Origin of the sequence: Vibrio sp. 99-70-13A1, from assembly GCF_013114625.1 — a bacterium.
In the GTDB taxonomy this organism is placed as follows: Bacteria; Pseudomonadota; Gammaproteobacteria; order Enterobacterales; family Vibrionaceae; genus Vibrio.
The window spans coordinates 281,602-294,050 of the sequence record NZ_VTXD01000001.1 but is presented as its reverse complement, the minus strand read 5'-3'; the positions used below and the strand labels follow the sequence as shown (position 1 = coordinate 294,050).

The following is a 12,449-nucleotide window of genomic DNA, read 5'->3' as shown; positions in this document are numbered from 1 at the left end:
TTTTATGCTTTTTTATCTGATGATGAGGCATCAGTGAATTGGTGAGTGATGTCTATAACAGGGATGGAGTTCATCTGCCATTTCCAGTTTTCAGTCGTGGTTGCGACTGGAATCATTTCAATACAATCGGTTGGGCATGGAGCAACACATAAGTCGCACCCTGTACATTCATCTTTAATGACGGTATGCAGTGCTTTCGTCCCGCCAACAATGGCGTCTACTGGGCATGCTTGGATGCATTTTGTGCAACCAATGCACATGTCTTCGTGAATGTAGGCAACCGTTTTTACTTTGTTGTCGAGGTCGTGGGCTGAATCTTCGACTTCAACCCCCATAAGGTCAGCCAATTTTTCTATCGTAGCTTGACCGCCTGGTGGACACTTGTTGATGTTATCGCCATTGGCGATGGCTTCGGCATAAGGGCGACAACCTGGATAACCACATTGCCCACATTGTGTTTGTGGCAGGATAGAGTCAATTTGATCCACAACGGGATCAGCTTCGACTTTGAAACGAATAGAAGCGAAACCTAATATCGCGCCAAATACAGTAGCTAAAACTACAAGAGCAATAATTGCAATTAGGATGGTACTCATTCTTATTTCACCAACCCTGTGAAGCCCATAAATGCTAGAGACATAAGACCTGCAGTGATCATAGCAATGGAGGCGCCTTTGAATGGCATAGGGACATCAGCAGCAGCTATACGCTCTCGCATTGAAGCGAAGAGAATTAAAACTAATGAAAAGCCTGCCGCAGCGCCGAAACCATAAATAATCGACTGAATAAAATTATGGTTCTCATTGATATTGAGAAGAGCCACACCTAGAACGGCACAGTTTGTAGTGATCAGGGGCAGGAAAATACCAAGTAAACGGTAAAGAGTAGGGCTGGTTTTGTGCACAACCATTTCAGTGAATTGCACGACAACTGCAATCACTAAAATAAAACTCATTGTGCGCAGGTATTCAATGCCTAATGGTGCAAGGATATAGGTTTCAACAAGGTATGCAGAAACTGATGCCAGTGTAAGTACAAAAGTTGTCGCTAGCCCCATACCAATAGCAGTTTCCAGTTTTTTGGAAACCCCCATAAATGGACATAGGCCTAAGAATTTAACTAGTACAAAGTTATTGACCAGCACTGTGCCAACCAACAACAAAAGATATTCGGTCATAATGGATTTATTTTTGAGATTCCGATCTTAATATTATCCTGCTTTGTCACACTAATAACAACCAAGGATCGATAAGGTTTTATACGCAAGATGAAAAAAAGACCAACAATTAAGTGAGTATTTAAGGATTAAAGGCAAAGTGATGGAAGTTGTTATGCGAGTTGTTTTCTTTAAATCGATTCTTCAGTGCAAATGATACTTAGTTGGGTTCTATTTGCTTGTCGCTAAAAATTAAAAACGAAAAAGCCCAATCCTAAGATTGGGCTTTTTCTAAATTTGGCTCCCCTTGCAAGACTTGAACTTGCGACATACGGATTAACAGTCCGCCGTTCTACCAACTGAACTAAAGGGGAATTGCTTTAAAGCGAGCAGAATTTTAAAGATTCACAGAAATTATGTCAATAAAAAAAACAGAAAAAATCGCAGTGAAATTTCTTTACTTTTTTGCAGCCCTTGTTGGATTTGGCTTAGCTATACTTATCCACTAAATTTGTGGATAACTGTGTGAGTTAAACTTTAACAACATTAAGAGGAAACCAATGGTTTTAGAGAGTGTAGGTTTAAGTTGTTTATTTTAAAGAAGTTATTGATTTTTACGAATGGGTATAACTTATTTCGATTAGTAACGAAGTCGGTGTTTTAGACGAAAATTTGGATATTTTGGGGAAAACTAGTGGATGAAAAGGTAAGTGTGTTTTCAATGTTAGTTTTATGCGGTCACGAATAATATCAATGTTTTAGATATAAATCTATGTTTAATGCCACGAGTTAAAGTGATTATTGTTAGATAAAGGTTGCAACAAACTATCTGCTAGAGCGACAATAACCTGAATATAAACACAGTATGGAAAGGTGCACATGAGTAAACTATTTGACCTAGTATCAGATTATAGCCCTTCAGGCGATCAACCTACTGCCATTGCAAGGTTATTAGATGGATTAGATTCAGGGCTTGCTCATCAGACATTACTCGGTGTAACAGGGTCTGGTAAAACGTTCACCTTAGCGAATGTTGTTTCTCAAGCACAAAGACCAGCCATATTTCTTGCGCCTAATAAAACATTGGCTGCTCAGTTGTATGGGGAAATGAAATCATTCTTTCCCAACAATGCGGTGGAATATTTTGTTTCTTATTATGATTACTATCAGCCTGAAGCTTACGTCCCAACTACCGATACTTTCATAGAAAAAGATTCCTCTGTTAATGCTCATATTGAGCAAATGCGACTGTCGGCAACTAAAGCCTTACTCGAACGTAAAGATGCGATTATCGTTGCTTCAGTTTCTGCCATTTATGGCTTGGGTGATCCCGAATCTTACCTAAAAATGATGCTGCATGTGTGCCGTGGTGATGTACTTGATCAAAGGGACATCATCAGAAGGTTGGCTGAATTACAATACAAGCGTAATGATGTTGCTTTTGAGCGTGGTCAGTTTCGAGTCCGCGGTGAAGTGATTGATGTTTTTCCTGCTGAATCTGAGCAAGATGCTGTTCGTATTGAAATGTTTGATGACGAGATTGATTGTATCAGTATTTTCGACCCGTTAACGGGTGCAGTAAAGCAGAGAGATTTACCTCGCTACACGATTTATCCTAAAACTCACTATGTAACGCCTCGTGAAAAAATTCTTGAAGCAATCGAACATATTAAAGACGACTTGCGAGACAGACAAACGTATTTAAAAGACAACAATAAATTGCTTGAAGAGCAGCGAATTACACAGCGTACACAGTTTGATATTGAAATGATGAACGAGCTTGGTTTTTGTTCAGGCATTGAGAACTACTCTCGCTACTTAAGTGGGAGAAATGCGGGAGAGGCTCCTCCTACACTATTCGATTACCTTCCTGCAGATGGCTTGCTCATTATTGATGAATCACATGTAACAGTGCCTCAAATCGGCGCGATGTACAAAGGTGACCGATCTCGAAAAGAAACGTTAGTGGAATTCGGTTTTCGTTTACCTTCTGCACTTGATAACCGTCCTATGAAGTTTGAAGAGTTTGAATCCATCGCCCCACAAACCATTTTCGTTTCTGCTACTCCTGGTAATTATGAAATCGAGAAGTCTGATGGAGAAATTGCAGATCAGGTCGTACGACCTACTGGGTTGCTTGATCCGGAGATTGAAGTTCGCCCCGTGGCAACACAAGTTGATGACCTTTTGTCTGAAATTCGAATTCGTGCAGCTAAAGATGAAAGGGTATTAGTTACCACTTTAACTAAACGAATGTCGGAAGACTTAACGGAATACCTGACGGAACATGGCGTTAAAGTGAGATACCTCCACTCTGATATTGATACTATTGAGCGAGTTGAAATTATACGAGACTTAAGGTTAGGTGAGTTTGATGTGTTAGTCGGCATCAACTTACTTCGTGAAGGCTTAGACATGCCTGAAGTGTCATTAGTCGCGATTCTAGATGCAGATAAAGAAGGCTTCTTACGTTCAGAAAGGTCACTTATTCAAACGATTGGTCGAGCAGCGCGTAACTTGCAAGGTAAAGCGATTTTGTATGGTGATAAAGTCACTAAGTCTATGAAAAAAGCGATAGATGAAACAGCTCGACGTCGAATAAAGCAACAAGCTTACAATGAAGAACAAGGTATTCAGCCACAAGCGCTTAAGCGTAATATCAAAGATATTATGGAATTGGGCGATATGACCAAATCACGAGAGCAACGTGAATCTAAGCAAGTGCCACTATCAAAAGTGGCAGAGCCTTCTCAAACTTATCAAGTATTTACGCCTCAGCAATTGGATAAGGAAATTGGTAAGTTGGAAGCGGCAATGTATAAGCATGCTCAAGACTTAGAATTTGAATTAGCAGCGCAAAAGCGTGATGAAATTGAGCAGCTAAGAAAGCAATTTATCGTAAACAGCTAATACAGATGGCTGTTATTGATAGCCGCCTAAATTCCTAATTACTCGAAACTAAATACATGTCTATTTCAAAGCCAGTAATACCTGTTACTGGCTTTATTTATTGTGGAAAAGCTATTGAGTCTAAGTAAATAGAATTACTTATTTGCATAATGCAAATCGGAATGCGACTATTATATTAGTGCAATCAAAAATGGCTGGGATATGCAATCAAACGCTTTAGATAACAAATCAAAATATTTGTTAATGGTCGAGGATACGGCTTCTGTTGCCGCGTTATATCGCTCTTACCTCACTCCTCTTGAAATCGATATCAATATTGTAGGTACAGGTCGAGATGCTATCGAAAGCCTTACTCATCGGATTCCTGATCTCATTTTACTCGACCTTCGCCTGCCAGATATGACAGGTATGGATGTACTTTTTGCTGTGAAGCAAAAGTACCCGGAAGTGCCGGTTATCTTTATGACTGCTCACGGGTCAATCGATACTGCGGTTGAAGCGATGCGCCATGGCTCTCAAGATTTCTTAATAAAACCTTGTGAAGCAGATCGCCTACGTATCACGGTCAATAATGCTATTCGTAAAGCGACAAAATTAAAAAATAGTGCAGAACACCCAGGAAGTCAGAACTACCAGGGTTTTATTGGCAGTAGCCAAACGATGCAGCAGGTGTATAGAACCATAGACTCAGCAGCCACTAGTAAAGCAAGTATCTTTATCACAGGAGAAAGTGGTACGGGTAAAGAGGTATGTGCAGAAGCGATTCATGCAGCCAGTAAGCGAGGTGATAAGCCTTTTATTGCAATTAACTGTGCGGCAATCCCTAAAGATCTCATTGAAAGTGAACTGTTTGGTCACGTCAAAGGTGCATTTACAGGAGCTGCAACCGATAGGCAAGGAGCTGCTGAATTAGCTGATGGTGGCACACTATTTCTAGATGAACTCTGTGAAATGGATCTTGAGCTTCAAACTAAGCTTTTACGGTTTATACAGACGGGTACTTTTCAAAAGGTAGGTTCTTCAAAAATGAAGAGCGTTGATGTTCGATTTGTATGTGCAACGAATAGAGACCCGTGGAAAGAAGTTCAAGAAGGGCGCTTTAGAGAAGATTTATATTACCGACTTTATGTGATTCCTTTGCATCTACCTCCCTTGAGAGAAAGAGGGGAGGATGTTATTGAGATTGCCTATTCTTTATTGGGTTATATGTCTAATGAAGAGGGTAAAGCGTTCGTACGTTTCTCACCTGAAGTATTAGACCGCTTTAATCAGTATGAGTGGCCTGGAAATGTTCGCCAACTACAAAATGTACTTCGAAATGTTGTGGTGTTGAATAACGGTAAAGAGATTGCAATTAATATGCTTCCACCTCCGCTTAATCAACCTATTGAAAACAGTATCCGCTTGAAAGAAAAGCAGAATGAAGACATTACTGTAAAAGATATTTTTCCATTATGGATAACTGAAAAGACAGCAATTGAACAAGCTATTAAAGCGTGTGATGGCAATATACCAAGAGCGGCTGGCTTTTTGGATGTTAGCCCTTCAACTATTTATCGAAAGCTGCAAGCTTGGAATGCGAAAGAACAAACACAATAAAAATAAGATGAAAGTATGAGTCTACTAAATCAAAATAAAATTAATGAACTAGCAGGGGAAATTGGGGAAGAAAATGTACCAGTATTATTGGACATCTTCCTTGGTGAACTGTCGGGTTACAACGAACAATTATCTTCTGGTCAATTGGAAGACACAAATCAGTATCTCGCTGAAATCAGTCATGCTTTGAAAAGCAGCGCGGCAAGCTTTGGGGCGGATCAATTATGCGAACTTGCAGTGAGTTTTGATTCAAGAGTGAAACAAAAGGTATTACTGACAGATATAGATTCTAGTGAGATGCAAAACCTATTGAAACAGACCTTTGTTGAATACCAAAACCTATGTAAGTGAGAGCTTCGTAGTCAATTAATGTTCGTAATTAACTAGTGGTAGTTTGAAGTGATAAAAAGGAGCATTTAGCTCCTTTTTTATTTGTGATTCGATGGTGTTTTATAGCTGTGATTCAATGGCTTTTTGCAATTTGACTCGGTCATGTCGCCAGTCTCTATTTGGTGAGGCTAGGTCTGTCGTTACGCAGTTCCATAGATCAGCTATTTCAGGGTGGGGCTGTTCACCAAGAATGACATCTACTTTTCTAGCCTGGCAAGCTCGTTCGCACCATTCAATTTTCTCTTTTAATGTCATTCGCCCTGCAGGGCCAAATTCTGGAGAAAGGTTTTCAACGAAGATTACTATTGCTTGGGTATTGCCCGCGATTGCTTTTCCTATTTCAGGTAAAAGTAATGGAGGCATAATACTGGTTAAAAAACTTCCAGGACCTAATACAATACAATCCGCTTCTTCAATTGCAGTAACGGCTTCTGTCGTTGCCGGCACTTCAGGGGAGAGATCAAGGCGGCGTAGATCTTCTTCCATATCATCAACGTTGGTTTCTCCTGTTACCCAGCGTCCGTCGACTGAAAGAGCGGTCAAGTCTGAAGGATGTTCAGACATTGGAACGATATTTACATCAACCTTCAACATATCGCGAATAAGGTCGATAGCATCAAGTGGTCGAACAGAAAGGTTATCTAATGCCGTGAGCATAAGGTTCCCCAAATTATGCCCGTGCAGTTCACCTTGACCTTTAAATCGGTATTCAAACATCATTGAACTTATCGAAGGATCGGTAATTAGTTGGTTAATACAGTTTCGAGTATCACCCCAAGCAATCCCGCCTTGGCAGTCTCGGATCCGACCTGTTGAACCACCATTATCCGTTGTCGCAACGATGCCAGTTGCGTTTTTTCCAAAATCTTTGAGTGCCGCTAGAATACGACCTAAACCATGACCACCGCCGATGGCGACAACTTTTTTTGTAGAGTAGAGTTTCATTATTTTTCTTATTAGATTAATACCAACTATATTTAATGGTAAATGCTTACGCTCATATACTCAATAGGTGTTATTTTGCCGAGTTGATATGGTTTTTTTGCTTAAATCACGCGTTTTTTTGATACAAAACTAGATTCACGTACAAATATTAAGTATTTTATTAGTCAGCTACTACGCGTGTTTTTATGCCGTAGTTGCCATAACTCCGAGCTCTTCTATGCTAAGTCGCACAGTGGTTTTTGCTGTACCGATACGCGTTAAGAGCCAGTGACATGTTGTCACAAGGGCTTAATTGGAAATGATTATGCCTCCCGTGTTTGGAAAGGTGTTCCATGGCGCAACAATTCGAAGATAGATTCAAGCGCAAGTTTTATTACTTGCGTTTGTCGGTTACAGACGTCTGTAACTTTAAATGTACTTACTGCTTACCAGATGGTTATAAACCGTCAGGGCAAAAAAACTCGTCTTTTTTAAGTGTTCCCGAGATCAAACGCATTGTAAAAGCGTTTGCAGATTGTGGTACCTCAAAGATCCGTATTACAGGCGGAGAGCCGAGTCTGCGTAAAGACTTTCCTGAAATCATACATACTGTTGCTTCTACTCCAGGCATCGAAAAAGTGGCCACGACAACCAATGGCTACCGCATGGATAAACAAGTAGGGCAATGGCGTGATGCGGGTTTAACCCATATAAACGTGAGTGTGGATAGCTTAGATTCACGTATGTTCCATCAGATCACTGGTGAGAATAAATTTACTGAGGTTATGCGAGGCATCGATAAAGCGTTTGAGGTTGGCTTTGAACAAGTCAAAGTAAACGTAGTATTGATGAAAGACCTCAATAGTCAGGAATTACCAGCCTTCCTTAATTGGATCAAAGACAAACCCATTCAATTACGTTTTATCGAGTTGATGAAAACTGGCGAGATGGACGAGTTGTTCGATAAACACCATGTATCTGGCGTTGCGATTCGCAATCAGCTTATTGCTAATGGTTGGTTATTAAAAATCAAAGCCGTTAATGATGGCCCTGCACAAGTGTTTGTTCACCCGGAATACAAGGGTGAAATTGGTTTGATCATGCCTTACGAGAAAGACTTCTGTGAGAGTTGTAACCGACTGCGTGTTTCTGCGATCGGTAAACTTCATCTATGTCTGTTTGGCGACCACGGTGTTGAGCTGAGAGATCTGATTCAAGAAGATCAACAAGAGCAAGAGCTCATTGATCGAATTCAGGCTCAGCTTCAAACTAAGTCCGTTAGCCACTTCTTGCATGATGGCAACAGCGGCATGACTCCAAACTTGGCATCAATCGGCGGTTAACCCGCTATATACTCTAAAGTATTTTATCGCTCAGCTTATTTAGGCTGGGCGAATCAGTCTAATCATTGAAAAATTTAAATAGGTGAACAAATGGGTCACGCAGAAAGCAAATTTCAAGCAGCGAACATTGCAGTACTAACCGTTTCAGATACTCGCACAGAAGAAAACGACACATCAGGTGGTTACCTAGCTGATCATGCTAAAGAGGCGGGTCATAATGTAGTTGATAAGCAAATCGTTATCGATGACATGTATAAGATTCGTGCGATTGTGTCTCAGTGGATCGCTGATGAAAGCGTTCAAGCTATCATGATTACTGGCGGTACCGGTTTTACTTCTCGTGACAGCACGCCAGAAGCACTTAAGCCACTATTCGACAAAGAAGTAGAAGGCTTTGGTGAGCTATTCCGCCAGGTGTCTTACGAAGAGATTGGCACATCGACAATTCAATCTCGTGCGATCGCGGGTTTTGCTAACCATACCGTTATTTTTGCGATGCCAGGTTCTACAGGTGCTTGCCGCACAGGTTGGACTAAGATCATCAAGCAGCAGATGGATGCTAGCCACCGTCCTTGTAATTTCATGCCACATCTTTCTGTATAAGGTGGTCTGAGTATGAGTCAATTTACACACATTAACGCATCTGGCGAAGCAAACATGGTGGATGTATCGGCTAAGGCTGAAACGGTTCGTGAAGCGAGAGCGGAAGCATTCGTTCAAATGTTACCTGAAACACTAGAACTGATCATGAATGGCAGCCACCACAAAGGTGATGTTTTTGCGACAGCGCGTATTGCAGGAATTCAAGCGGCGAAGAAGACATGGGACTTGATTCCTCTTTGTCATCCTCTTCTATTAACTAAGGTTGAAGTTCAACTTGAAGCTTTAGTTGATGAAAATAAAGTACGTATCGAATCAGTTTGTAAACTTGCAGGTAAAACTGGTGTAGAGATGGAAGCTTTAACTGCTGCATCGGTTGCTGCTTTAACTATTTATGATATGTGTAAAGCGGTTCAGAAAGACATTGTTATCGAGAATGTGCGCTTGTTAGAGAAAACCGGTGGTAAATCAGGTCACTTTAAGGCGGACGCATGATAACAGTTTTATTTTTTGCTCAAACACGCGAACTGGTTGGCGTTGATAGCGTGCAAGTTGACGCTCAATTCACAACTATCGAAGCAATTCGTTCTCACCTCTCGCAACAAGAAGGTAAATGGGACATCGCATTGGAAGAGGGCAAGTTATTGGCTGCACTTAACCAAGCTATTGTGCCACTGGCGACTGAAGTGAAAGATGGCGATGAAGTGGCATTCTTTCCGCCGGTAACGGGAGGTTAGCATGGATTCAAAAGATCTAGACCCGCGAGTTTTAGTTACAAAAGATGACTTTTGTGTAGGTAAAGAATACGACTTCCTAGGTGAAGGTACTTCTGCCGGTGCTGTTGTGACTTTCGTCGGTAAAGTTCGAGATATGAATTTGGGTGATAACGTCATTGGTTTATCGCTTGAGCATTACTCAGGTATGACAGAGAAGTCATTGAGTGAGATTTGTGACCAAGCTGAAACTCGCTGGCCAATTCAAAGAATGCGTGTCATACACCGTGTAGGCGACTTAGATATTGGCGACCAAATCGTGTATGTGGGTGTTTCAAGTGCTCACAGAGGCGCAGCATTTGAAGCCTGCGAATTTGTTATGGACTTTCTTAAAACCAAAGCTCCATTTTGGAAGAAAGAGCGGACGACAGAATCAACTCGTTGGGTCGAATCTCGTGACTCAGATACGCAAGCTGCGGAACGCTGGGAAAAGTAGCCTCTCTCAAGACTGTGTCAGTAAATCAAACTTAAAAGGTCGACATCATTGTCGGCCTTTTTACGTTTTGTAACTATTAAAGTTAATGAAGGATGTGTAGCTTATTATGGTTCGTTATGCATAAGTTGTGAGTGTATAGTCAATCGGTATTATGCGCTTATATTTATAGGCTTTTACTCTGTTTTTTATAGAGTGATATTTCTCACACTTAAAGGAACTTGGATAGGATATATGTGAGTCAGAATTAGATTTCATGTGTCATTAATGTTAATTTCTTGGTCGTGTTTTAGCATAAGATGCTATAAACAACAATCAAGCTAGTTTTATTAACATTAATGGTTTTTTACCATTGTTTGCTGCTTGTTAAATCACTATTAATCTTTGTTTTGGCGGAATATTACACTAACTTATTGATGTTTTCGGGGCGTTATCCGATTCCATGCCAGTTTTTTATGGAAAATTACTTCAATGATTGCTAGTGTGTTCCGCAATCTTTGTAAGGTTTTAGATTTTTATGCTTAAATTTTAAGCAAAATAAATCTAAATCACTATCCGTTTAGTAAGCCGAACAAAGAAGTCATGGATGCAAAATAAAAACTTGGAGTTTAATGCATGTACAAGAATAAAATCACTCAAGCCCTTCTTCTAGGTGCTGGTTTGGCAATGGCTGCCACTTCTACAACAACAATCGCAGCTGACGTACCTGCTGGTACAGAATTGGCAAAATCTCAGGATCTCGTTCGTGGTAACGGTACTGAGGTAGCGACAATTGACCCGCACAAATCTCAAGGTGTACCAGAATCACACGTAATTCGTGATTTACTTGAGGGACTAGTGAACCAAGACGCAGATGGTAACACCATCCCTGGCGTTGCGAAAAGCTGGGAAACGACAGACAACAAAACTTTCACATTCCACCTTCGTGATGATGCTAAATGGTCTAACGGTGACCCAGTTACTGCAGAAGACTTTGTATACAGCTGGCAACGTGCTGTAGACCCTGCAACTGCATCGCCTTACTCTTGGTATATGGAATATACTAAGATGGTTAACGCGAAAGACATCATCGCAGGTAAAAAAGACAAGAGCGAGCTAGGTGTTAAAGCACTAGATTCTAAGACTCTTGTTGTAGAACTAGACACAGCAGTACCTTACTTCGTAATGATGACAGGTCACACAACGACTAAGCCTGTACATAAAGCTACTGTTGAAAAGTACGGCGACCAGTGGACTAAGCCTGAGCATTACGTTGGTAACGGCGCATTTGCAGTAGATAAGTGGGTTCTTAATGAGCGTTTAGTTCTTAAACGTAATGAACAGTACTGGGACAACGATAAAACAGTTCTAAACAGCGTTACGTTCTTACCTATTGAGAACCAAGTTGCTGAAATGAACCGTTTCCTTTCTGGCGAATTAGACTTCTCTTCTTCAGCTCTTCCAGTTGAACACTTCAAACGTCTAAAGAAAGAATACCCAGAATCAGTTTCTGTTGAAGGTAGCTTATGTACTTACTACTACTCATTCAACACTAAGAAGAAGCCTTTTGATGATGTACGTGTTCGTAAAGCAATTTCATATGCTATCGACCGTCCAATCGTAACTAACGCGATTCTTGCTCAAGGACAAAAACCAGCTTACTTCCTAACGCCTGAAATCACAGCTGGCTTCAACCCTGAGCTTCCAGCTTACGCTCAACTATCTCAAAAAGAGCGTAATGCAGAAGCGGCACGTCTACTTGAAGAAGCAGGCTTTGGTAAGGATAACCCTCTAGAGTTTAGCCTTCTTTACAACACAAACGAAAACCACAAGAAAATTGCAGTAGCACTTGGTTCTATGTGGAAGAAAACATTAGGTCTTAAAGTAACTCTTGAAAACCAAGAGTGGAAAACATACCTATCTTCTAAAGACCAAGGTGATTTCGAAGTATCACGAGCTGGTTGGTGTGGTGACTACAATGAAGCATCTTCTTTCCTAACTCTAATGGTTAGTAAGAATACAACGGCTGGTCAGCACTGGGCTAACCCAGAGTATGATGCAATCATTGACAAAGCATTGTCTTCAACATCTGAAGAAGAGCGTACAGCTCTATACATGCAAGCAGAAGATTTAATTGCTAAAGATATGCCAATTGCGCCTATCTACCAGTATGTTCGTGCTCGACTGCTATCTCCTCAAGTTGGTGGCTTCCCTGCTAACAACGCTGAAGAGAAGATCTACTCAAAAGATCTTTATATCAAAGCTAAGTAACTTCTAAGCTTATAAAACTATAAAAAATCCAAGTGCTGTATGTGATTCATCACATGCAGTACTTATTCAAT

Annotated in this window: 12 protein-coding genes, 1 tRNA gene and 1 riboswitch; of the genes, 9 read left to right on the top strand and 4 right to left on the bottom strand. The window is 40.8% G+C overall.

Going from position 1 to position 12,449, the window contains the following annotated elements:
- Positions 1–2: 2 nt before the first annotated feature.
- The 3 genes from rsxB to F0226_RS01345 all read right to left on the bottom strand — a co-directional run bounded on the left by rsxB (position 3) and on the right by F0226_RS01345 (position 1,530).
- Positions 3–596 (bottom strand): electron transport complex subunit RsxB, encoded by a 594-nt coding sequence (rsxB, locus tag F0226_RS01355; RefSeq protein WP_171733935.1) that lies wholly within the window; start codon positions 594–596, stop codon positions 3–5.
- 2 nt (positions 597–598) lie between these two features.
- Entirely contained in the window at positions 599–1,177 is a 579-nt protein-coding gene (rsxA, locus tag F0226_RS01350; RefSeq protein ID WP_137372378.1) for an electron transport complex subunit RsxA, read from the bottom strand.
- Between the two features lie 277 nt (positions 1,178–1,454).
- Positions 1,455–1,530: transfer RNA gene (locus tag F0226_RS01345), tRNA-Asn, on the bottom strand.
- A gap of 505 nt (positions 1,531–2,035) precedes the next feature.
- On the opposite strand from F0226_RS01345, the gene uvrB reads away from it, so the two are divergent.
- From uvrB to luxU, 3 genes are all read left to right on the top strand, one after another.
- Positions 2,036–4,066 (top strand): excinuclease ABC subunit UvrB, encoded by a 2,031-nt coding sequence (uvrB, locus tag F0226_RS01340; RefSeq protein WP_171733934.1) that lies wholly within the window; start codon positions 2,036–2,038, stop codon positions 4,064–4,066.
- 201 nt (positions 4,067–4,267) lie between these two features.
- Positions 4,268–5,665, top strand: a complete 1,398-nt coding sequence (luxO, locus tag F0226_RS01335) for a quorum-sensing sigma-54 dependent transcriptional regulator LuxO (RefSeq protein WP_171733933.1) — start codon at positions 4,268–4,270, stop codon at positions 5,663–5,665.
- A 15-nt stretch (positions 5,666–5,680) separates the two neighbouring features.
- Positions 5,681–6,016 (top strand): quorum-sensing phosphorelay protein LuxU, encoded by a 336-nt coding sequence (luxU, locus tag F0226_RS01330; RefSeq protein ID WP_171733932.1) that lies wholly within the window; start codon positions 5,681–5,683, stop codon positions 6,014–6,016.
- A 99-nt stretch (positions 6,017–6,115) separates the two neighbouring features.
- Here the strand turns inward: luxU and F0226_RS01325 are convergent, their stop codons facing one another.
- Positions 6,116–7,000, bottom strand: a complete 885-nt coding sequence (locus F0226_RS01325) for a YvcK family protein (RefSeq protein WP_171733931.1) — start codon at positions 6,998–7,000, stop codon at positions 6,116–6,118.
- Between the two features lie 191 nt (positions 7,001–7,191).
- Positions 7,192–7,344, top strand: a riboswitch (molybdenum cofactor riboswitch).
- On the opposite strand from F0226_RS01325, the gene moaA reads away from it, so the two are divergent.
- From moaA to F0226_RS01295, 6 genes are all read left to right on the top strand, one after another.
- Positions 7,333–8,322 (top strand): GTP 3',8-cyclase MoaA, encoded by a 990-nt coding sequence (gene moaA / locus F0226_RS01320; RefSeq protein ID WP_171733930.1) that lies wholly within the window; start codon positions 7,333–7,335, stop codon positions 8,320–8,322. (Overlaps the previous riboswitch by 12 nt.)
- A gap of 90 nt (positions 8,323–8,412) precedes the next feature.
- Entirely contained in the window at positions 8,413–8,925 is a 513-nt protein-coding gene (moaB, locus tag F0226_RS01315; RefSeq protein ID WP_171733929.1) for a molybdenum cofactor biosynthesis protein B, read from the top strand.
- A gap of 12 nt (positions 8,926–8,937) precedes the next feature.
- Positions 8,938–9,417: a cyclic pyranopterin monophosphate synthase MoaC gene (gene moaC, locus F0226_RS01310; RefSeq protein WP_171733928.1), complete on the top strand. Its 480-nt coding sequence runs from the start codon at positions 8,938–8,940 to the stop codon at positions 9,415–9,417.
- Positions 9,414–9,659: a molybdopterin synthase sulfur carrier subunit gene (moaD, locus tag F0226_RS01305; protein ID WP_171733927.1), complete on the top strand. Its 246-nt coding sequence runs from the start codon at positions 9,414–9,416 to the stop codon at positions 9,657–9,659. The genes moaC and moaD overlap by 4 nt, the downstream gene beginning before the upstream one ends.
- Position 9,660: 1 nt before the next feature.
- Complete coding sequence (moaE, locus tag F0226_RS01300) at positions 9,661–10,131, top strand: molybdopterin synthase catalytic subunit MoaE (protein ID WP_171733926.1); 471 nt, start codon at positions 9,661–9,663, stop codon at positions 10,129–10,131.
- A gap of 612 nt (positions 10,132–10,743) precedes the next feature.
- Entirely contained in the window at positions 10,744–12,378 is a 1,635-nt protein-coding gene (locus F0226_RS01295; protein WP_171733925.1) for an ABC transporter substrate-binding protein, read from the top strand.
- The last annotated feature ends 71 nt before the right edge of the window (positions 12,379–12,449 follow it).

Excerpts from the sequence above, each read along its gene's own strand:
- rsxB (WP_171733935.1), bottom strand. The coding sequence starts at position 596 with ATGAGTACCATCCTAATTGCAATTATTGCTCTTGTAGTTTTAGCTACT.
- rsxA (WP_137372378.1), bottom strand. The coding sequence starts at position 1,177 with ATGACCGAATATCTTTTGTTGTTGGTTGGCACAGTGCTGGTCAATAAC.
- uvrB (WP_171733934.1), top strand. The coding sequence starts at position 2,036 with ATGAGTAAACTATTTGACCTAGTATCAGATTATAGCCCTTCAGGCGAT.
- luxO (WP_171733933.1), top strand. The coding sequence starts at position 4,268 with ATGCAATCAAACGCTTTAGATAACAAATCAAAATATTTGTTAATGGTC.
- luxU (WP_171733932.1), top strand. The coding sequence starts at position 5,681 with ATGAGTCTACTAAATCAAAATAAAATTAATGAACTAGCAGGGGAAATT.
- F0226_RS01325 (WP_171733931.1), bottom strand. The coding sequence starts at position 7,000 with ATGAAACTCTACTCTACAAAAAAAGTTGTCGCCATCGGCGGTGGTCAT.
- moaA (WP_171733930.1), top strand. The coding sequence starts at position 7,333 with ATGGCGCAACAATTCGAAGATAGATTCAAGCGCAAGTTTTATTACTTG.
- moaB (WP_171733929.1), top strand. The coding sequence starts at position 8,413 with ATGGGTCACGCAGAAAGCAAATTTCAAGCAGCGAACATTGCAGTACTA.
- moaC (WP_171733928.1), top strand. The coding sequence starts at position 8,938 with ATGAGTCAATTTACACACATTAACGCATCTGGCGAAGCAAACATGGTG.
- moaD (WP_171733927.1), top strand. The coding sequence starts at position 9,414 with ATGATAACAGTTTTATTTTTTGCTCAAACACGCGAACTGGTTGGCGTT.
- moaE (WP_171733926.1), top strand. The coding sequence starts at position 9,661 with ATGGATTCAAAAGATCTAGACCCGCGAGTTTTAGTTACAAAAGATGAC.
- F0226_RS01295 (WP_171733925.1), top strand. The coding sequence starts at position 10,744 with ATGTACAAGAATAAAATCACTCAAGCCCTTCTTCTAGGTGCTGGTTTG.